We start from the raw sequence: 21,829 nt of genomic DNA, 5'->3' as shown, positions 1-21,829 counted from the left end.
CTTAATGATATTGCAATATTAAGATTAATATTCTAATATTAATCCATCAGTGTAAAAAAAATAATTAAAATAAAAAATAATTTTAGGTCTTTAAACCTAAAATTTATAATATTCAATTACGTCATCTAATCCTATTTTTTTCTCTGAAGAAACTAAAAAAATGTTAATTTCTTTTTTAAAAGTTAAGGCTTGCATTTTCACTCGATGTTTTTGTGATTGATTAGCTTTATCAATTTTTGTTATAATGATATCAAAATTTATATTTAATGAATCAATATACTCAATCATTTCTAAATCAATTGCGCTAAAACCTACCTTAGCATCAATCAAAAAACAAACTGTTTTATTAGTTTTGCAAAAACGAAAATAATGATCAATAATTCCATTGATTTTTTGTTGATTTTTTTTGGACATTGCTGCATATCCATAACCTGGCAAATCAACAATAATTCTTTTATTATCAGTTTCGAAATAATTTATTAATCTAGTACGACCAGGCGTGGATGATGTTTTTGCTAATTTTGTTTTAGATAATGCATTTATTAAGGAAGATTTACCAACATTTGATCTTCCTCAAAAAATAATTTCATTTTCAAATGAATCGAATCAATTTTCTTGCGATGTTGAACTCTTTATAAATTTTCACATATTATTTTCTTACCTTTTCATAAGCTAATCTAGCTATCATCATTGCATTATCAGTAGTATATTCCATTTTAGGCAAGTATACATTATTATGAAGAGATAAAATCATATTTCTAATTGCTTTATTAGCACTTACTCCGCCCGCTAAACTTATACATTTAGGATTATATATTTTTATTGCTTTTTCAAAATTTTTCTTTAAATATAAAACAATAGTATTTTGAAATTCAGTTACTATTTTATTTATATTAATTTCTTCTTTTTTATTAATTAGATTATTATAATGATTAATTACTGCGGTTTTAATACCACTAAATGAAAAATTTAATTCTTTTTCGGTGTGTGGTATTGTAAAATGAGAAGTATATAAATTTTTGTTTTCTTCCCAAATTTTATCAATAACCGGCCCACCTGGAAACCCTAGATTCAATTTTCTAGCAATCTTATCATACACTTCACCAACTGCGTCATCTTGAGTTTCGCCTATAATTTCAAAATCAAATTTATTTTTATATAAAAGAATTTGCGAATGGCCACCAGAAACAAGTAAACACATTGCGGGAAATTCAAGTTCTTTTTCTATAAATGCTGAATAAAAATGACCTTCTAAATGATTTAACCCCAAAACTGGTTTTTTATAAATTAAGCTCATTGTATTAGCAACTATATAACCTATTTGAAGCGAACCTATTAAACCTGGTTCTTTTGTAAAAGCAATATAATCAATATCTTTAGATATTGGTAAATTTTTAAATTCATCAATTAATAGGTTGATGTTTTTAACATGTGATCTTGAAGCAATTTCAGGAATAGTACCACCGTACAATTTGTGTATTTCTGTTTGTGTAATAGTTTTCATTCAAACTGGTTTATTATCTTCTAACACTGCAAACGAAGTATCGTCGTGTGAACTTTCAATAGCAAAAATTTTCATTAATTACCTCCAATTTGAGGTTCAGAACCATAAATTAATTCTTCATCTAATAAATTGTTTTTTTCTTTAAACAAAATTAAATATTCTTTTGAATTTAAAATCATTTTTTGATAATCAAAATGATTGATTTTTTCGACTTCATCAACTAAATTAATAATTAATTTATCGTTATTTTTTTCAATTTTATATGCTTTGTATTTATTGGCCTTAATATAAACTAAATTTGAATTAAATTGTTTAAAAAATAATTCATACGTTGGCAATAATTTAATTTTAATATCATTATTTAAAATACTATTTTGCAAAAATTTATTTGTTGATGCAAAAACAAAACCTAAACGAGATCCAGTAAAACTCCCGGGTCCAAGAGTAGTGTAAATTTCATCTAAATATTCAAAGTTTATATTATTTCTTTCTAATATTAGATTAATAACATCAAAAAACGAATCAGTTTTTTTAACTAATTTTTCAATCAAAATATAATCTATTATCTTGTTATTTTCAACTAATGCAACAAAAAAATCTTCCAATGAACTTTCAATAAAAATCCCTTTTGAAACAGTTTGATTTGTAATTTCAAAAACATGATAAACTTCATTATTTATTTGTTGCAAACTAACGTTAATATTGAAAAAATATTTAAAATTATGTTTAATATTTTTTGATCACTCAATTATAACAATCTTATTTTCAAAATATTCTTCATAAGCAAATAGATCTCCTCTTAATTTATATGCATCAATATGAATGAATTTTTCATACGAAATCATTGTATTAAAAGTTGGTGAAATAACTATCTTTTTTTCATTTAATTTCTTAGCTATTTGAGAAGTTAAAGTCGTTTTACCAGCTCCTAATTCACCGTCTAATAAAATTGCTTCTAAATTTTTAAATGATAACAAATAATCAACTAACAAATTTAATGGTTCATTTTCTTTAAAATAAAAAATTTTTTTCATAAGTTTCTTAGTAATAAAATAAATAAAAATAGTGGCTTTATATAGTTCAACAATTTTTATTTTGATTTGTAATTATTAAATTAATTATTTAAGTTTACTAATTTTTATTCATAGTTTCTTTTTTAATATCATTTAAAACTTTATCAATTTTTTTCTTAAACTCTTCTGTTTTTTCAAGAGTTCAATTCACACTCTTTAAATTATTAAATTCCTCTTGGATTTCTTCATATTGTTTTACTAATTTTGCTTTTAGTTCTCTGTTATTTGAAAGTTTTTCATGAGCATATTCTTTTAATTCATTTATTTTTCTTGAAATTAACTCTTGGTTGTTAAAGTATTCTTCAATAACTTGTTTATTTTTATCAAGTATTTTTTTAAGATTATTAACTAGATTAATTTCTGCATTTTTTAATTCTTCATTGGTTACTTGTTCTTTACTTAAAATTTTTTTAGCATTAATAATTTCGTTTTTAAATTCTTCTTGAAAATCATTAGCAAATTCAATATTTGAGAGTTGAATCTCTGATTCTTTTATTTTAGCTTCCAATTTTGTTTTTTGATTAGAACACGATATTGCCACTAATGGCAAAAATAATGATGAAATCGAGCTTATACTTAATAATAATTTTATATTTTTTTTCATTGTCTATACCTCATATAAATCATATAATTTTGAATATCTAAATTATATAATATTTTAATTTGTTATTTCTTTATAAAAAAATATGCTTAAGCGCATATTTCTAAATCATTGTATGAAAATTCTGTAGGAACTTTTCTGCCAAATTGTTCAATGTTAACAAATGCTTTTTGGTCAATGTCATTATTTTTAATTATTTCACCAACTTCATCTTTATAAATTCCTGTTTTGACTCTTACAATCGTACCCTCTTTGAATGCTGTTTCAATATCGCCAGATTCAAATTTTTCAATTAATTTTTTTTCTTTCTCAACCATTTTTACAAATGTTCTTTCACTAATTGGAGTGGGTTTTGCCCCTTTTCCAGAAGAACCAATTAAACCTGTAACATATTGAGTATTACGAACTAAATATCATGATTCATCAGTCATAATCATTTTTAAAAAAATATACCCTTTATAAATATTTACATATCTCACGGTGTATTCTTCACCTTTTGTTTTCTTTTCTAATTCTTTTGAAGATAAATGTGGCATTTTAAAAATTCTAATATCTTTAAAAAAGTCTGTCATTCCTTGTGAAGAAATCTTATTTTTTAACGCTTCTATAACATTGTCTTCTTTTCCGGATACTGTTGAAATCATATATCATTTATAATCTGTATTCATTTTATCCCCCTATGATTTAATACCTACAATATTTCATAAACTTGTAAAACCAAGTGTAATTAAAAAACAAAATAAAGCCATTAAAACTAAAAAACCAATTGTAATGCCGAATCATTTTCATGTTTTTGCACTTTTTGGCCAAGCTATTCTCTTAACTTCTTTAGCTAAATTTCTAAAAGTATAAAGTTTTGTTTCTTTTTGTTCTTCTTTCTTTCTTTTTTTATCAATTTCTTTTTGTTTTTTTAATCTATTTTTTTCTTCTTTTTTTTCTTCAACAGTTAAATTATTTCTTTTATCCATAATCTATTTTTCCTCTTTGTGTAATGTCTGAGAATTGCAATATTTACAAAACTTATTAATTTCTAATCTTTTTTCATTACTTTTGTTAACGGAATAATTTTTATGCAAACATGTTTGACAAGCTAATGAAACCTTTTTTTGTTTTTTCATAAGTGTAATTATATATTTTTTTATCTTTATATTTAAAAAATATAATTTTTATGTAATATACATTTAGCAAATAAAATATAATTTTATATTATGTTTATTACTTGAATTTTTAAAAATAAAATTAAATTTTTCGAAAAAAAAATTAATTTTATTGAAAATAAAATAAATGAGTTAAAAACAATCAATACTCAATTTTATGAAATTTCAAAACATTTAAATGAATATAAAATTTTAGAAAACGAAACGGCAAAAAAAATTGTTAATTTTGAACAAAAATTCAATGATTTATTAATAAATTTCAATGATTTTAAAAATAATAAAAAATTAGATAAAAGCAATTATCTATGTAAAAAAATAAATAGACAAATAAAAGAGTTTTTTATTATTTTTAAAAATAATTATTATGAAATTTTAAGTAAAAAAATAACTAATTTAGTTAATTTTATAAATTTAATTTTAAATAAAATTAGTGAAATTAAAAATAAATTAAATAAAAATAATTACCTCATCGATAGTGATGATTTACAAAAAAAAATTATTTTTGTAGAAGAAGAAATTTGAAATCAATTAGAAATTTTTAAGACTTATGAAATTTTAAGGAAAAATAATTTTGACTATAATCAAAATAAAAAACAATTAATTACAAAATTAGATTATTTCAAAAATTACATTATTGAAATTTTAGGATTTTTAAAATCTATTAAAAATAACATTGAAATACCGGCAGATTTTTTAAAAAATATTTATCAAGAAAAATCAGATGAATTTAAAGAAATATTTAATTTAAAAATAAATGATCAATATTTTAAAAATATAAAAGAAGCAATTAAAAAAACAAAAAACATAATAACTGAAAATGATTTTTTTTGAAGGAAAAAAAAATTAAAAAGCCAAATTAAAAATTTAAGCAAATTAGTTAATAAGGATTATGAATTAATTAAAAAGAAAATTGAATTAACAATAATTTATAAAAAAAATTTTCTTTGGATTAAAAATGCTATAAATTGAATTAAACAAAATAAGAAATGTTTTATTTCTAAAAAAAACGATCGTCTATTTCAAAGAGTAGTAACTAATATTTCTTATTTTTTTGATAATCAAAACATGGGATCATTGTCTTTTTTAGAATGTAAAAAAAATCTAAATATTTTTAAAAAAAATACAAAAATAATTATTAAAACAATAAATTTAATCGAAAAAAAATCAAAACAAAAAAGGTTTTTTTTCGATATAGACAAAATCAACGATGAGTATCTAAAAATATTTGAATTACATAATTTTGATTATCCATTAAATAATCAAATTATTGAATTACAAAATATTTATCAAATTCAAATAAAAAACAAGAATCCTGATTTAAATCTTATTAATAAATTAATTTTATTAATTAAATTAAAAATAGTAAGATACAATTTAAAAATTAAAATATCAAAACATATTATTGAAAATTTTTATTCAATATTAAATGATGATTTTAATATGTCTCTTCTTGAGAAAAAATATGATGAAATTTTTACTCTATATGCCAGCAATAATTTTGACGAGTGCATAAAAAAAATTATGAACTTAATCAAAGAAAAATAAAAAGAAAGAAAATAGAAAATATGCAATTTGATGAAAAAGAAATTTTAATAAGATATGGTGAATTAACCTTAAAAGGTGAAAATAAAAAAGACTTTATTACACAATTAAAAAGAAATTTAGAACTCTATATTCCTAAAAACGAATTAAAAATAGAATATGATCGAGCATTTTGTAAATTTACTAAATCAAATTTAGATTCTCTTAAATATATTTTTGGAATTTCGTCTTATTCAATAGTTTATAAAACTGAAACAAAAATAGAAGAAATTGAAAAAATAGTAAATAAAATTTGTTTAGAAAATTCATTTGAGTCTTTTGCAATTAAAGCAAGAAGACATAATAAAAATTTTTATTTAACTTCTCACGAAATAAACATGCATTTTGGAAATTTTATATTAACTAATTTTAAAGATAAAAAGGTTAATTTAACAAATGCAGATTTATTTATTTATATTGAAATAAGAGATAAATATAGTTATATTTTTAGTGAATATATTGAAGGATTAGGTGGTATGCCAGTTTGTTCTTCAGGTAGAATCCTTCATTTAATAAGTGGCGGAATCGATTCTCCTGTTGCGGCAAATTTATTACAAAAAAGAGGATTAAAAGTATCCTTTTTAAATTTCATAACCCCACCTCATACAGATAAAAAAACAACAGATAAAATTAATGAAATAATTAAACTTTTATCTAAATATCAAGGAACTGCAACGTTATTTCAAATAAATTACACAAAATTAATGAACTATATTGGTCTTGTATCAAACCAAAAATATAAAATTACGCTAATGAGAAGAAGCTTCTATCGAATCGCTGAAAAAATTGCAATAAGATACAACATAAAAGCAATATCAAATGGCGAAAATTTAGCCCAAGTAGCCTCACAAACACTTGAATCTATTTATACAATATCTGAAGTTTGCAATCTTCCAATTTTTAGACCATTATTAAGCTTTGACAAAAATGAAACTATAAAAATCGCTGAAAAAATAAAAACTATGGAAATTTCTATTCAAAAGGCATGCGAAACATGTGAATTATTCGCACCAAAATTTCCAATTACTAAACCAACTAGAGAAGAAGCAATTAAATTAGAAAAAGAATTAAGTGAATTGAACAAACTTGAAGATGAAGCAATTGAACAAATGGAAATAATAAAATTCTAAACATATCTTATTTAATTAATAAATGATAAACAATAAAGCATGAAAAATAAAACATGCTTTATTTTTTAAATATTAATTTATAAATAATATAATTAGACAATATGACAACAACTAATTATGAGGCAAAAGATTTAAAAGTTTTAAAAGGCTTAGAAGCGGTTATAAAAAGACCGGGAATGTATATTGGTTCAACAGATTCAAATGGATTGCATCATTTAATTTGAGAAATAGTTGATAATTCAATTGATGAAGTTTTAGCTGGGTTTGCTAGTAACATTAAAGTTATTTTAAAAAAAGATGGATCGGTGATAGTTGAAGATAACGGTAGAGGAATTCCGATAGGAAAACATGAATCAGGAAAAACTGGGGTTGAATTAGTTTTTACTGAATTACACGCTGGTGGCAAATTTGGTGAGGGAGCTTATAAAACAAGTGGCGGATTACACGGTGTTGGATCTTCTGTGGTTAACGCCTTAAGTGCAAAACTTGAAGCAACAGTTTATCGTGATAAAAAAGAATATTTTACATCCTTCGAACAAGACAAAATAATTCAAAGAACAAATATAGTTGGATCAACTAATAAACAAGGAACAAAAGTTCAATTTTGACCTAATTACAATATTTTTAAAAAGGCTAAATTTTCTTCTGAAATTGTTAAAGAAAAATTAAGAGAAGCAAGTTTTTTAATTTCAAATTTAAAAATTAATTACATAAATGAAAATACAGATGAAAATATTATTTTTCAAACAAATCAAGGGATAAAAGAATATATCTATTTTGTTGGTGAAGGAAGAAATTTTATTTCTGATGCTTTTTTTGCATCTGGTGTTGGAAAAAATGGTATTGAAATTCAAATTTCATTAGCATACACAGAAAACTATGATGAAACAATTTACTCCTTTGTTAATAATGTTAAAACGCGCGATGGTGGAACACATGAAACAGCTTTTAAAACTGCCTTAACAAAAACTATTAATGAATGATATGCAAAAAATAGCAATTCAAAAACTAAAATTAATTTTGAAGGCTATGATGTTCGAGAAGGAATTATCGCTGTTGTTTCATTGAAGGTTCCGGAAAGTATTTTAGAATTTGTTGGTCAAACAAAAGATAAATTAGGTACTCCTGAAGCTCGTGAATCAGTTGAAGATTTCTTTACAGAAAAATTTAATTTTTTCCTAAACGAAAACAAGAATGAAGCTAATAAAATTATTGAAAAAATTAAAAGAACTTACGAAGGACGAATTGCCGCAAGAAATGCACGTAATGAAGCAAGAAAGGTAAAAAATAAATTAGATTCTAAAAAAATATTATCTGGAAAATTAACTCCTGCTCAATCAAAAAATTCAGCAATTAAAGAATTATTTTTAGTTGAGGGAGATTCTGCTGGTGGGTCAGCTAAAATGGGTCGTGATAGAGTAACTCAAGCAATCCTGCCACTTAGAGGCGTTGTTATGAATACTAATAAATCAAAATTAGTAGATATTTTAGCAAACGAAGAACTTGCAACAATAATTAATACAATAGGCGCTGGCATTGGGGAGGATTTTGAAATTAAAAACTCTCAATATGGAAAAATAATTATTATGACTGATGCTGATGTTGATGGAGCACATATTCAAATGCTTCTTCTAACATTTTTTTGAAGATATATGAAAAAATTGATTGAAGCTGGAATGGTTTATATTGCCATGCCACCACTTTATAAAATCACAATTAAAAATGCAAATAATAAACATTTTTATGCATGGAACGAAGAACAATTAAGAGAAATAACCTCGCAATATGCTAATTACGAAATCCAAAGATATAAAGGTTTAGGTGAAATGAACGCCGACCAACTTTGAGAAACAACAATGAATCCAAACACAAGATCAATTATAAAAGTAAATATTGATCATGATAGTTTAACCGAAAGAACTGTAACAACTTTTATGAGTGATGATTCAGAATCTAGAAAGAATTGAATTAATAACAATATTGATTTTTCAAGTATTGATGAATTTGATATTAATAAAAAATAAGTTGGTAATTTATGGATAAAAAAAATAAAAATAATTTTGAAGAAATCGTTGAAAATATTATTAAAAAAAATATGGTTGAAATAATGAGTGATAGTTTTTCTCGTTTTTCAAAATATGTTATTCAACAAAGAGCCATACCAGATGCAAGAGATGGTCTTAAGCCTGTACAGAGAAGAATTTTATTTTCAATGTGAAATTTAAAACTAAGAAATAATGATCCATTTAAAAAATCAGCTCGTATTGTTGGAGATGTTTTAGGTAAATACCACCCGCACGGGGATAGTTCTGTATATGAAGCTATGGTGAGAATGGCACAAGAATGAAAAAGCAATTATCCACTAGTTGAAATGCATGGAAATAAAGGATCAATTGACAACGATCCAGCAGCAGCAATGCGTTATACAGAATCAAGACTTCAAAAAATCACTGAATTAATGCTAAAAGATTTAGAAAAAAAAGTTGTCCCTATGGTTCCAAACTTTGACGATTCTGAATATGAACCTCTTATTTTACCAACACTGTTTCCTAATTTACTAGTAAATGGAGCAATCGGAATTTCTTCGGGTTTCGCGACACAAATTCCTCCTCATAATCTTTCTGAATTACTTGAAGCAACAATTGCTATGATAAAAAAACCTAATATTACTGTTGAAGAACTAATGCAATATGTAAAAGGACCAGATTTTCCAACAGGAGGCATTATATTTGGCAATCAAGGAATTGTTGATTCTTTTAAAACTGGTAAGGGTAAAGTTACTTTATCATCGAAATATCAATTTGTTAAAGATAAAAAAGATAATATTATCGGTATTGAAATAACCGAAATTCCTTTTGGGGTTATAAAATCAAAAATGGTTTTCGAAATTGACTCAATTATTTCTTCAAAAACTATTAGTGGAATTAAAGAAATAAGGGATCAATCTGATAGAAATGGATTATCAATTTATATCGAATTAAATGAAGGCAGCAATGCTGAAGCAATATTAAATTATTTGATGAATAAAACTAATATGAGAATAAACTATGATTATAATATGCTTGCAATTTATAAAAATGCTCCAACATTATTAACCCTTGATTTAGCATTATTTGCCTTTTTAGAACATTTAACAGAAATTAATACTCATTCTATTAAATATGATTGACAAAAATATACTTTAAGACTTGAAATTGTTAAAGGTTTTATAAAAGTAGCTGAAATTTCTGATGATGTAATTAAATTAATTAAAGAAAGTGATAATTCTAGAAAAGGTGTTATATTAGCTTTAAAAGAAACATTTAACTTTACCGAAATTCAAGCAACCGCTATTGCTGAATTAAGATTATATAAATTATCAAAAATGGATCAAATGGAGTTTCAAAAAGAAAAAAATAATCTTGAAATTTTAATTAAAAGATGTGATGCTTTATTAAACGATAAATATGAATTTGATAATTTTTTAATAAATCAATTAAATGAAATTAAAAAAGAATATGGAACTGCTAGAAAAACTGAAATAAGAAATGAGATTGTTAATAAGGGAGTTGATTTAAAATTATTAGCTAAAAACGAAGATTTCTATTTCTTTATTTCAGAACAAGGCTATATTAAAAAAATAAGCAATAAAATATATAATTCAAATGATTTAAATACGTATAAATTAAAAGAAAACGACACTATTAAGTATTATGACAAAATAAATTCTTTATCGAAGCTTTTGTTTTTTACTAATAAAGGTAATTTTTTTGTTTTAGAAGCACATATTTTAAAAGATAATTCATGAAAAGAATTAGGTCAGCATATTTCTTCTTTTGTTAATATTGAAGCAAATGAAAAAATCATCCGTGTTATGGAAATTACTTCTTATAATTCATATATTAATTTAATTCTAATAACTAAATATGGTTATGGAAAAAAAGTTAAAATAATAAATTTTGATTCAAAAACATTAAATAAATCAAAAACATGTATTAGTTTTAAAAATCAAGATGATGAGTTAATAGATGCAAAAATTAGCAACGATGAAAAAGATATATTTATTATTTTAAACAATGGCTCATATTTTTTAATTAATGAAAATATTTTTTCAACCGATTTAGCTTTAAGAGCTCAAGGAATTAAACTTTTACCAAAACTACAAACAAATGAAAAAACATTTATTTCAGCATTTACAACTTGTTCAAAAATCAATAAAGTAACAATGCTAACAGAAGGCGGAATGTTTAAACAATGAAACATGTCTGAAATTGAATATACTAATAGAACAAATCGCGGATCAAAACTTTATAACTTTTTAAAAAATGTAAATTGTATTCCAAAATGTTTAGAAGTTAATACAAAAGAACTTGAATTACTTTATACTAATAAAAATAATGAATCAAGTATCTTTAAATTTGAAAAAATGACTAAAGATAAGACAAAAAATGATAAATTAATAAATTTAGATTGAGAATTTAATAATTGTGGATTTTTAATTCAGCACATTAAAATAAATGAATTGTTTGATGTTGATGCTGAACAAAAAAATAAATTAAAAGATCTTTATTTAAAGAAAAAAGAAAATAAGGATAATATAGAATTAACGACTGAAACAACATTATTCAAAAGATCATATTATAATAATGATAATGAAGTAAATTTATTTGAACAAAAAGAAGAAAACAAAAATGAAGCAATTAATTTATTTGAAATTAGCGAAGACTTTAAAGTTGTAAATAATTTTGAAAATAAAAATAAGAAAAATTTAAGCATCGAAGAAAAAATAAATGCAATGAATAATATTGATTTAGATCTAATTGAACAAAAAGTAAAACAAATTAAGAAAAAATAGTTATAATTATAAAATACTTTTTTAAAGCTAAATTAAATTTAAAATATAAACTTGAAAGGAAGCTATTATGAGAAAAGATGTTAGATTGGCAAATAAAGTAAAAGCTGAAAAAAGAGCACACAAACTAGCTAAAGAAAGAGCTCGTGATTTAAGAAGAGCACAAAGAAAAGCAGAATCTGAAGCTCAATTATAATTATTCAATAATCAAATATTAAAAATATAAAGACCAAGAAATCTTTATATTTTTTTAATACTTTAAAATATTAAATCTTAATTTATTCATTATAATAATAAGTTAATCAAATAAAAAAATTGGAGATTTTAAATTAATGAAAAAAAACCTAAAAAAACAATTAATTATTGGTATATCACCTATAATGATACCTACTTTTTTAATATCAGCATCTTGTTCAACAAATAATGAAGAAAAAAATAATTATCTTAATAAAAAAGCATCATTTATTGACTTAATTAGTAAATCTAGCATATCAAATAAATCATTTTATATAAAACAATTTGAAGATATGTCGAATAATGAAAATAAAGAAAGTTGATCTAATTTAAATTCTAAAATAGATAATTTAATAATTAATATTAATAAAGAAATAAACAAAAAAACTTTACTTGATAAAACACCCCCCCCCTCATGTCAATCAAACTATAAATAATGACTATATAATCGAATATGATTCATCAAATAATTTTTATTCTTCATTAGAAGGATTAAGTGGCGAAACATTAAGAAATAAACTTTTTGAACTACAGCTTCAAAATAGGACAAAAACACCAGGATATAGTAATTTATTTGAAACATATAAAGATGCATTTGTTGATAAATATTATGAAAATGATGGCTCTGTTTTAGATTTATATACAGAAATACCAAATGGTAAAGATAAATATAATTTTTATCATGGAAAGTTTAGAGATATAGGAAATGAAGAAGGAAAAGGAATGAATCGAGAACATATAATTGCTCAGTCTTGATTTGGAAAAAAAGCTGGTAAGGAAATGAGAAATGATGCTCACCATGTTTGACCATCTGATAAACAAATAAACAGTATTCATGGTAATATTCCATTTGGTCAAACTAAAAATGGAAGGATTGTTTCTTCTAACGGAACAAAAATAGGAATTGGAATTGAAGATAATGAAAAAGTATTTGAGGTGATTGATGAATTTAAAGGCGATGTTGGGAGAGCAATTTTATATTTCGTATTAACATACAGAGATAGAGCTATAGCTAAAAATCATCCAGGGCAAAGAGTATTTGTTTTAAAAAATGGTAAATATAATATTAGAACGAACTTTTTAAAAACTTATTTAAATTGACATAAATTAGATGGAATTTCTCAGTTTGATATAGATAGAAACAATGGAATTTATAAGCATCAACAAAATAGAAATCCATTTACCGATTATCCTGAACTAATTAAGGTTTATTTTGAAAATGATAACAATTTTGTATTTAAAAATAAAGGTATCGCAGTAAAAATCATTAAAAACAATAAGTAGGTTTCTTAAATGAAAAAATTTATTAAATATAGACAAAGTAAAAATGAATTCGATCAAATGATTCAACACATAGCAAATTTATGTGCAATACCTTCAATTAGCATTGAAGAAGATAGTGAATACCCATTTGGAAAAAGTGTTGATGACGCATTAGAATATACTTTAAAATTAGCTAAAGAATTTGGTTTTAAAATTTATAAAGATAATAAAAATAGATATGGTTTTGTTGAAATTGGTAATGGCGAAAAAATTCTTGGGATCTTAGCTCATTTAGATGTTGTTCCTGCTGGAGATGAAAAACAATGAAAAACATCAGCTTTTGAACCAGTAATAACAAATGAAAAAATTATTGCAAGAGGTAGTCTTGATGATAAAGGTCCAGCAATAATCAATTTATATGCAATGAAATATATTTTAGATAATAATTTAATTGACAAAAATTGAACAATTCGGTTAGTTTTTGGCATTTCTGAAGAAACAACAATGAAATCAATGAAATATTATTTAAATGATTTTGGACACCCATATGTTTCTTATACTCCTGATGGAGAATGACCTTTAATTTTTGCTGAAAAATTAATATATCAAGCTAATATTACTTTTCCAAAAATTAATTTTTTAGAAATAAATGGTGGAGAAGTTGTAAATCAAATCCCTGATAAAGTTAACTGTAAATATAAAAACAATAATTTTGAAATTATTGGAATCAGCGGTCATGGATCAACACCAGAAAAAGGCGAAAATGCGATTATAAAAAGTATTCTAAAATTAAGAAATGAAAATGAAGAACTTAGAAATGAAGATTTAATAAAATTTGTTTATTTCAATTTAAATGATAATAAATATTCGATGGAAAATATTTTTCCTAATTTTAGTGATTTTTCAAGATCACTAACAGCAAATTTAGGAATAATAAAAACATATAATGATAATTATGTTGCAACATTTGACTTCAGAATTCCTGCTACCAAAGAAATTAATGATGTAACAAATGCAATTAATAGATATTTAAATAAATATTTTCCAAATTCAAAACTTGAAATTATTGGTACTAAAAATTCAATGTTTATGTCTCCTGATTCTGAATTAGTCAATTTATTAATGCAAACATATAATGAAGGTATGGGTGTAATTGAAAAACCTTTAGCAATCGGTGGTGGAACATATGCGAGAATTGTAAAAAATTGTGTTGCATTTGGTTCAACTAAATATATGCACTTAATGCATGGGCCTAATGAATTTTTTAGTTTTAAAGAAATAAAAGAATCGTTAGAAATCTATATTAATGCTTTAATTAGAATGCAAGATAAGTTATAGTGAAAATAAGAATTGAAAAAATAATTGCAAATTTTTTAAATATTTCTCGCAATGATTGCAAAAAGGTTTTAAAAGAAGGTAGAGTTTCAGTTAATTCTCAAATTATTACTAAACCCATTTTAGTTGATTATAATGCTGATTTAATTGAAATTGATTTTCAAAAAGTTGATTATAAAGAAAAACAGTATTTTATTTTTAATAAGCCTTCTGGTTTTATAACTGCAAATTTTGATAATAATTATCAAACTATTTTTGACATAATTAATTTAAATCCTAAAAACTTTTTTGCTTATGGTAGATTAGATAAAGACACTGAAGGACTTTTAATAATTAGCAACGATGGAAAATTAGGGCACCAAATAATGAATTCAAAAAAAGATATAGCAAAAAAATATTATTTTGAAATTAACAAAAACTTTGATGATAAAATAAAAAACCATTATCCAAAACCAATTTTGATTTCTAATAATTATTTAGTAAAAAAATATAAATTTGAATTCATTACTCCAAACTCTGGTTTTTTAACAATTTATGAAGGAAAATTTCATCAAATAAAGGAAATGTTGAATTTTTTTAATTTTGAAGTTACTTATTTAAAAAGAGTTTCTATTGGTAATTTAAAATTAGATAAAAATTTAAAAATCGGAGAAATTAAAGAAGTTTCTTATCAAGAAATTTTACAAATAATTAATAAATAGGTTTTAAAAAAACCAAAACACAAAAAGTTAACATCTCAAAATATTAATTTTTTATGTTTCGGTTTTTTTTTTTTTTGAAATTCTTGTTAACTTAATAAATTTTATATTTTTCAAAAATAATCTAAATTAATAAAAATTAATTGTTATAAAGTTTGTTTACGAATAAGCAAAATATTTTTTATTTTTTTGTCTTTTTTAACCAAATTCAAAAAAAAAAAAAAGAAGATAATTTTATAACTATTAAATATAGTTTTTATTTATTAAAAATTTTTGAAAGGAAAATAAATAAATGAAAAAATTAAATAAATTTTTATTAACTGTTGGTTCGATTACATCTGTAGTATCATCTCCATTAATTTTATTAGCTTGTGGCAATACACAAGAAGATAAAAAACCTGAAGAAAATCCAGAAAAAAAAGAAGTTGAGAAATCAAAAGAAACTAAAGAACAAACTCCTGCTGCTCCTTCTGCACCTGCTGCTCCAGGACAAAAAAATGATAAAACAGAACTTGATAAATTAATCGAAGATTCTATTTCAAAAGAACATGAGGATCAAATAAATGTATATGGTGAGTATGATAAAAAAGTAGAAGAATATTGAAAAAACAAATCTCAAAATCCATTAACACCAAATGCGCCAAAGAAAGAAGAAAATAATTCAAATGAAGAACTTAATAAAAAAACTCAACCTTTAACAAAGATTGATGAAACCAAAATTATTAAGAATAAAATTACTCCAGAACAAGAAGCTAAAAATAAATATGATCAAAAATTAAATGAAGTTAAAAATACTTTAAAAGAACAATTAAACGAAGATAAATATAAAAGTTTAAAAGCGAAATTTGAAAAAGATATAAATAAAAATTTTGATGAATCTAAAAATAAAAAAACAAAAGAAGAAATTGAAAATTTAACAAAAGAATTAGAAAAAATTAATGAAAGAATTAAAACTGAAAAACTTGAATTAATTGAATATTTATTCGGTGGAATTAATGAACATGGGGCAATTTCTTTATGATTAAAAACATCTGAAGAATACTATAATAAAATTAAGGATAAACCATATAATTTAAAAATTACCTTAACAAAAGAAAATAATGAGGAAGAACAAATTGATGATTGATTAAATTTAAAAACTAGTGTTACAAATGAAAATTCTAATACAAAATTTTGAATTTGAGGTAGTCATAAAAATTATAAACATTTTAATGGAAAATTATTGTTGAAAGAAATTTATCTTTCAGACAAAAAAGACATTAATATAATTGAAGGAAATCCTAAAAAATTAGGATAATCATAAAAACTTTATAATTAAAAAACAAAGGACCTTAGTAATTTATTTTTAAATTAGGCCTTTGTTTTTTATATTACTTAAATTTTAATCTTCAACAAATGAAGAGTGATACATTTTTTCATAAATACCTTTTTTATTTAAAAGTTCCTTATGTGTGCCACATTCAACAATTTCACCGTCTTTCATCACTAAAATTTGGTCAGCATTTACAATTGTTGAAAGTCTATGTGCAATAATAAAAGATGTTTTATTTTTCATTAATTTAATCATTGCGCTTTGGACAATTTTTTCAGTTCTTGTATCAATATTTGAGGTAGCTTCATCTAAAATTAAGATATTTTTATTAGCAATAATAGCACGCGTGATAGCTAAAAGTTGTCTTTCGCCTTGTGATAAATTGCTTCCACCTTCTTCAATAATTTCATCATAACCTTTTTCAAGTTTTTTAATAAATTCATCGGCATGCGAAATTTTTGATGCTTCAATTATTTCATCATCAGTAGCATTTAAATTAGCATATCTTAAATTTTCTTTAATTGATGCTTTAAATAAAAAAGTATCCTGTAAAACAATTGAAATTTGATTTCTTCACGATTTTTCATTAATTTCCGAGGATAAATAATTATCAATTTTTATTTTTCCTCTTTTTGGCAAATAAAATTTACTTAATAAATTTATTATTGTGGTTTTACCAGCTCCGGTTTGCCCTACTATAGCAAAAACCTGACCTTTTTTAGCCTTAAAACTAGCATTTTTAAGTTGCAAATTATCGTCGTTATTTGTATAAGAAAAATCAACATTTTCAAATAGAACTTCACCTTTTACATTATCATTAATTTCTTTTAAATTGTCTTCATTAATTAATGGTTTTAATGCAATTAAATTAAATAATCTAACCGAAGAAACTGCAACCATTTGAATTTGAGCAATATTTTCAAATACTCTAACTACATTATTAGACATTATTCTTATATAAAGAACAAACGAAGTAATTATACCAGGAGTAAAATAAGTATTTGAACCCGTTCCAATGTTTGACTTAGCAAATAAAGCACCAATAATAACAACTATTAATTGTAAAAATTTAATAACAACATTACCATATGGTCACATTAAACCTGTATAAATTCCTGCTTTTAAAGATGATTTATATAGTTTGTTATTTTGTTCATCGAATTGCTTATTATTTTGTTCATCAAAATCAAGAGATCTTATTAAATGATGGGCTGCTAAATTTTCTTCAATAAATCCATTTAAAATCGCAATATTTTTTTGTTGTTTTTGAAATTGTGGCATTGCTTTTTTCATAATAACAAAAATTAAAGATAAAAATAATGGTAACAAAACAATTGTAATCAATGTTAAATATGTTGAATAATAAAACATAAATCCAAACGAAAATATTGTAACTGAGATCGTTGTAATTATCGTGTTAAAATTTCCAGCTAAACCACTTGAAACATTATCGGCATCATTACTTAAAATTGACATTAATTCTCCGGTACTAACTGATTCAAAAAATGAAACAGGCATTTTCATTATTGATTTATATGCATCATGTCGCATAATTGTTGATGCTAAAATTCCAGCTTTCACAGATAAATAATTTGAAAAGTAGGATAAAATCTGCTGCAATATATAAAAAACTAAAAGCAAAACAAAATAACCAATAAATTTAACTTGATCAAAATTTGGTTTTTTTGTGACCGAGTTTACATTAAATAAAAAATCATAATTTAAAAAGTTATCCATTATATAACCAAGAAAAAACGTTCCTGCTGATAAACATGCTGCTGATAAAATAGCAGATGATATTATTCAAAACACAATTCCTTTTTTATAATTTAAATAACTAACAAGTTTTTTAAAACTATCAAATTTAAGTTTTGATTGTTTTTTTGCAAGTGCTCTTAACTCTTTTTTACACAATTTCGGATCATAACTATTTTTAAAAGGGTCAAGATTATACATCATCACCTCCCATTTGAGAATTTACAATTTCTTTATATAATTTGCAATTTTTAAATAAATAATTATGATTTCCCGAATCAACTATTTTACCGTTATCTAAAACTAATATATTATCAGCATGCATAATAGAAGAAATTTTTTGCGCAATGATAATGGTTACTAACTTAGATAAAATAGGACTAGTTTTTAGATTGTTTTTTATTTGTGCTTCAGTGTTTGCATCTAGAGCTGAGGTTGAATCATCTAAAATAAGAATTTTAGGCTTTTTGATAAGACCTTGTGCAATGGAAAGTCTTTGTTTTTGACCTCCTGAAAAATTACTTCCTTTTGCCAATACTGTTGATTCAAGCTTATTTTCTAATTTAAAAACAAAATCATAAGCGCATGCTTGCTTAAGGCTATCAATCATTTCTTCTTCAGTTGCATTATGATTTGCCATTAATAAATTAGATTTAATACTTCCGCTTAATAAAATCGGTTTTTGATAAACATGAGAAACTGATTTTCTTAACGATCTTGTATCAATTTCTTTAATATTATAATTATCGATTTTAATTGTTCCATAAGTGGGTTTGAAATCTAAACTTAATAATTTTGCAATTGTACTTTTACCAGATCCGGTTGGACCTATTATTCCTATTGTTTCACCTGGTTTGGCTTCAAAACTGATATCTTCTAAAACATTTTTTTCTGAATCTAAATAATATTTAAACGAAACATGATCGAATTTAATGATTCCTTCAGTAATTTTTTTATCTGAATTCACATAATCAATTTCTGATTTTCTTTTAAAAATTTTATTTATTTCTCTAGCTGAAATATAAGCTTTTGCTAAACTAAATGTCAAAAATGCTGACATTACCACCCCAATAGTAATAAATGTAACGTAATTAGTAAATGTTGCAGCATTTGAAATTAAATTTTTATGTGCTTCAAAATCACTATTACTATTACGAGAAATATATCCAGTTACAAGTAAAATTAATGCCGTTATAATATTTGAAAATAAATTTACAAAAGCAAATGTTAAATTAAATGAATTTCAAGATTTTTTAGATATTTTGGCAGCCTCAATGTTCTTATTTTCAAATTTTTGATTTTGTAATTTTTCTAAATTATATGATTTAATAACTTTTATTCCTAAAACACTCTCTTGCGATTCATTGTTTAATTCTTCATACATTTTCTGTTCTTTGGCAAAATATGGGGTAATAACAATACCTGACACAAACATTGTAATTGCTAAAATTGGGACTAAAATTCCCAGCGTAACCGAAAGTTTTAAATCAGTTAAAAGAGCAAATACTAACCCAAAAATTAAATTAAAGGGACCAATAATGCTTAATCTTAGAAACATATTAATTCCAGTTTGAATTCTATTTATATCAATAGTAAATCTAGTTAAAATCTTTGAATGAGTAAAATATTCAATATCTTTTTCTGATAAATTATTTAAATGTTCTCAAAGTCTTTGTCTTATTTGCTTAGCTCCAGCATTAGAAACATAACTTCCTAATAATGAACCGGAAATAACAGCAATACTTCCTATAAAAAGTGCAATTGCAAAGTAAATTGAAAAATATTTTAAGGCTTCCGATAATGTTCCTGAAACTGTGAACATTTTTAATATTTTTACATTAATATAATCGACAGTTTTTAAATCAGGATTTGCATTTATAAATGACTTTTGTGCAATTAGTGATGTTATTTGTCCAATAAAAATAGGAATAAACAAAAAAGAAATAACTTGAATAGTTGTTAAAAATATTGTTAAAATTGATAAAAATCTAAATTTTTTATCCATATATTTATATAGTTTAATCATTCAAAATACCCCTTTTCTATAAATAATATAATTAATTAATTATAATACATAAATAATTTATATTGAGTATAAGACTCAAAAAATAAAAATAAGTTCGAGTTCTTAAAGTTGTAACTTGAACTTATTTTTTTATTATAAATTAATAGCTTCTTTTGCTATAAAAAGCTCTTCTTCAGCTCTAATTACATAAATAGGAATAATACTTGAAGAATCAGAAATTAACGTATAATCCTTGAAGCTTCGATCCTTATTTTTTTCATTATCAATTTTTAAATTAATTAAATTAATTTTATTAATTACTTGTTGACGAACTAAGTCATCATTTTCTCCAACTCCAGCCGTAAAAACTATTGCATCAATATTACCTTCAATTTTATTTAAATATGTTATTAAATAATCTGCAATTCTTTGACAATATAAATCCATTGCAAATTTAGCCTGGTCATTTGAAGAAATAACATCTCTAACATCACGAAGATCAGAAGATATTTGTGACACCCCAAGCATACCTGATTTTTCATTTAAAATTTTGAAAACTTCATCAACATTTAAATTAGTATGTTTTATAATGTAAGGAATAATTGATGGATCAAAATCACCAGATCTAGTTCCCATCATAATACCAGCTAAAGGAGTGAAACCCATACTTGTATCAATAGATTGATTATTTTGAATTGCACATAGACTAGCTCCATTACCAATATGTAAACTTACAATGTTAACAAACTCTTTATTTAAAATTTCTTGACATTTTAAAGTAATATAATTATGATTTAATCCGTGAAAACCATATTTTCTTATTTGTAATTTATCACCTAATTCTTTATTAATTGGGTATGTAAAAGATGTTTTAGGCAGTGTTTTGTGAAATGATGTATCAAAATGCATTGACATTTTAGCGTGTGGTAATAATACTTTAAATGCTTCAATAGCTTCAATTGCACCAGGGTTGTGAACTGGAGCTAAATCAATTGATTCTTTTAATCATGATAAAGTTTGATCAGTAACTAAAGAAGTACTTTGTAAATTCGGTCCTCCATTTACAACTCTGAAAGCTACTTTTTCAATATCATCAAAATTATTAATAATATTATGTTGTTCCCATTGTTTAACCAATTGCTTAACTGTTTCTAAAAAAGTAGGAAGCGGCATATGAAAATCTTGCTTTTGATTGTTATAATCTAAAGTCAAAATACCTTCATCCATCTTAATTCTTTGAGCTATGCCTTTAGCTTCAACATGTAATTCTTTATTAAATAATGTTCATTTAATAGAACTTGAACCGGCATTAATAATTAATATTTTTTTCATTGTAATTACTCCTTAATT

The 21,829-nt window shown here is 23.5% G+C and carries 20 protein-coding genes; 10 read left to right on the top strand and 10 right to left on the bottom strand.

Annotation, left to right across the window (positions count from 1 at the left end):
* Positions 1-96: 96 nt before the first annotated feature.
* From yihA to rpmG, 7 genes are all read right to left on the bottom strand, one after another.
* Complete coding sequence (gene yihA / locus MCAN360_RS01270; RefSeq protein ID WP_045433675.1) at positions 97-648, bottom strand: ribosome biogenesis GTP-binding protein YihA/YsxC; 552 nt, start codon at positions 646-648, stop codon at positions 97-99.
* A 1-nt stretch (position 649) separates the two neighbouring features.
* Positions 650-1,579 carry a tRNA (adenosine(37)-N6)-threonylcarbamoyltransferase complex transferase subunit TsaD gene (gene tsaD, locus MCAN360_RS01265; RefSeq protein ID WP_045433672.1) on the bottom strand — a complete coding sequence of 310 codons (930 nt, stop codon included), beginning with the start codon at positions 1,577-1,579 and terminating at the stop codon, positions 650-652.
* Positions 1,579-2,538, bottom strand: coding sequence for a tRNA (adenosine(37)-N6)-threonylcarbamoyltransferase complex ATPase subunit type 1 TsaE (locus tag MCAN360_RS05320; protein WP_045433669.1), 960 nt, complete (start codon positions 2,536-2,538; stop codon positions 1,579-1,581). Before MCAN360_RS05320 ends, tsaD begins: the two co-directional genes overlap by 1 nt.
* Positions 2,539-2,635: 97 nt before the next feature.
* The gene (locus MCAN360_RS01255; protein ID WP_045433667.1) at positions 2,636-3,181 is read right to left on the bottom strand and encodes a variable surface lipoprotein; all 546 of its coding nucleotides are present in this window, start codon (positions 3,179-3,181) and stop codon (positions 2,636-2,638) included.
* Positions 3,182-3,267: 86 nt separating this feature from the next.
* A complete protein-coding gene (gene nusG, locus MCAN360_RS05315; RefSeq protein ID WP_045433664.1) occupies positions 3,268-3,846 on the bottom strand; it encodes a transcription termination/antitermination protein NusG in 579 nt (192 codons plus the stop codon).
* A gap of 9 nt (positions 3,847-3,855) precedes the next feature.
* On the bottom strand, positions 3,856-4,146 hold the full coding sequence (gene secE, locus MCAN360_RS05310) for a preprotein translocase subunit SecE (RefSeq protein ID WP_045433662.1): 291 nt from the start codon (positions 4,144-4,146) through the stop codon (positions 3,856-3,858).
* 3 nt (positions 4,147-4,149) lie between these two features.
* On the bottom strand, positions 4,150-4,296 hold the full coding sequence (gene rpmG / locus MCAN360_RS02915; protein ID WP_084111372.1) for a 50S ribosomal protein L33: 147 nt from the start codon (positions 4,294-4,296) through the stop codon (positions 4,150-4,152).
* A gap of 90 nt (positions 4,297-4,386) precedes the next feature.
* On the opposite strand from rpmG, the gene MCAN360_RS05305 reads away from it, so the two are divergent.
* The 10 genes from MCAN360_RS05305 (at position 4,387) to MCAN360_RS05295 (ending at position 16,704) form a co-directional block, all read left to right on the top strand.
* Positions 4,387-5,880 (top strand): hypothetical protein, encoded by a 1,494-nt coding sequence (locus MCAN360_RS05305; RefSeq protein WP_045433659.1) that lies wholly within the window; start codon positions 4,387-4,389, stop codon positions 5,878-5,880.
* A gap of 20 nt (positions 5,881-5,900) precedes the next feature.
* The gene (gene thiI / locus MCAN360_RS01235) at positions 5,901-7,046 is read left to right on the top strand and encodes a tRNA uracil 4-sulfurtransferase ThiI (RefSeq protein WP_045434399.1); all 1,146 of its coding nucleotides are present in this window, start codon (positions 5,901-5,903) and stop codon (positions 7,044-7,046) included.
* Between the two features lie 101 nt (positions 7,047-7,147).
* Complete coding sequence (locus MCAN360_RS01230) at positions 7,148-9,070, top strand: DNA gyrase/topoisomerase IV subunit B (protein ID WP_045433656.1); 1,923 nt, start codon at positions 7,148-7,150, stop codon at positions 9,068-9,070.
* A gap of 71 nt (positions 9,071-9,141) precedes the next feature.
* A complete protein-coding gene (locus MCAN360_RS05300) occupies positions 9,142-11,880 on the top strand; it encodes a DNA topoisomerase (ATP-hydrolyzing) (RefSeq protein ID WP_425348791.1) in 2,739 nt (912 codons plus the stop codon).
* 67 nt (positions 11,881-11,947) lie between these two features.
* Positions 11,948-12,073, top strand: a complete 126-nt coding sequence (locus MCAN360_RS05805) for a hypothetical protein (protein ID WP_280938733.1) — start codon at positions 11,948-11,950, stop codon at positions 12,071-12,073.
* Between the two features lie 136 nt (positions 12,074-12,209).
* Positions 12,210-12,548, top strand: coding sequence for a hypothetical protein (locus MCAN360_RS01220; RefSeq protein ID WP_045433650.1), 339 nt, complete (start codon positions 12,210-12,212; stop codon positions 12,546-12,548).
* The gene (locus MCAN360_RS01215; protein ID WP_052461470.1) at positions 12,505-13,395 is read left to right on the top strand and encodes an endonuclease; all 891 of its coding nucleotides are present in this window, start codon (positions 12,505-12,507) and stop codon (positions 13,393-13,395) included. The genes MCAN360_RS01220 and MCAN360_RS01215 overlap by 44 nt, the downstream gene beginning before the upstream one ends.
* Before the next feature lie 9 nt (positions 13,396-13,404).
* Positions 13,405-14,712 (top strand): M20/M25/M40 family metallo-hydrolase, encoded by a 1,308-nt coding sequence (locus tag MCAN360_RS01210; protein ID WP_045433648.1) that lies wholly within the window; start codon positions 13,405-13,407, stop codon positions 14,710-14,712.
* A complete protein-coding gene (locus MCAN360_RS01205; protein ID WP_084111371.1) occupies positions 14,712-15,410 on the top strand; it encodes a pseudouridine synthase in 699 nt (232 codons plus the stop codon). The genes MCAN360_RS01210 and MCAN360_RS01205 overlap by 1 nt, the downstream gene beginning before the upstream one ends.
* A gap of 289 nt (positions 15,411-15,699) precedes the next feature.
* On the top strand, positions 15,700-16,704 hold the full coding sequence (locus MCAN360_RS05295) for a hypothetical protein (protein WP_045433643.1): 1,005 nt from the start codon (positions 15,700-15,702) through the stop codon (positions 16,702-16,704).
* 84 nt (positions 16,705-16,788) lie between these two features.
* On the opposite strand, the gene MCAN360_RS01195 is transcribed toward MCAN360_RS05295, so the two are convergent.
* The 3 genes from MCAN360_RS01195 to MCAN360_RS01185 form a co-directional block, all read right to left on the bottom strand.
* Positions 16,789-18,675 (bottom strand): ABC transporter ATP-binding protein, encoded by a 1,887-nt coding sequence (locus MCAN360_RS01195; RefSeq protein ID WP_045433641.1) that lies wholly within the window; start codon positions 18,673-18,675, stop codon positions 16,789-16,791.
* The gene (locus MCAN360_RS05290) at positions 18,668-20,500 is read right to left on the bottom strand and encodes an ABC transporter ATP-binding protein (RefSeq protein WP_045433639.1); all 1,833 of its coding nucleotides are present in this window, start codon (positions 20,498-20,500) and stop codon (positions 18,668-18,670) included. The genes MCAN360_RS01195 and MCAN360_RS05290 overlap by 8 nt, the downstream gene beginning before the upstream one ends.
* A 132-nt stretch (positions 20,501-20,632) precedes the next feature.
* Positions 20,633-21,811 carry an acetate/propionate family kinase gene (locus MCAN360_RS01185; RefSeq protein WP_045433638.1) on the bottom strand — a complete coding sequence of 393 codons (1,179 nt, stop codon included), beginning with the start codon at positions 21,809-21,811 and terminating at the stop codon, positions 20,633-20,635.
* Positions 21,812-21,829: the final 18 nt, after the last annotated feature.

Origin of the sequence: Metamycoplasma canadense (genome assembly GCF_000828855.1) — a bacterium.
GTDB classification, from domain to species: Bacteria; Bacillota_I; Bacilli_A; order Mycoplasmatales; family Metamycoplasmataceae; genus Metamycoplasma; species Metamycoplasma canadense.
Note: the sequence above shows the minus strand (reverse complement) of the source record. Positions and strands in the feature narration are given on the sequence as shown.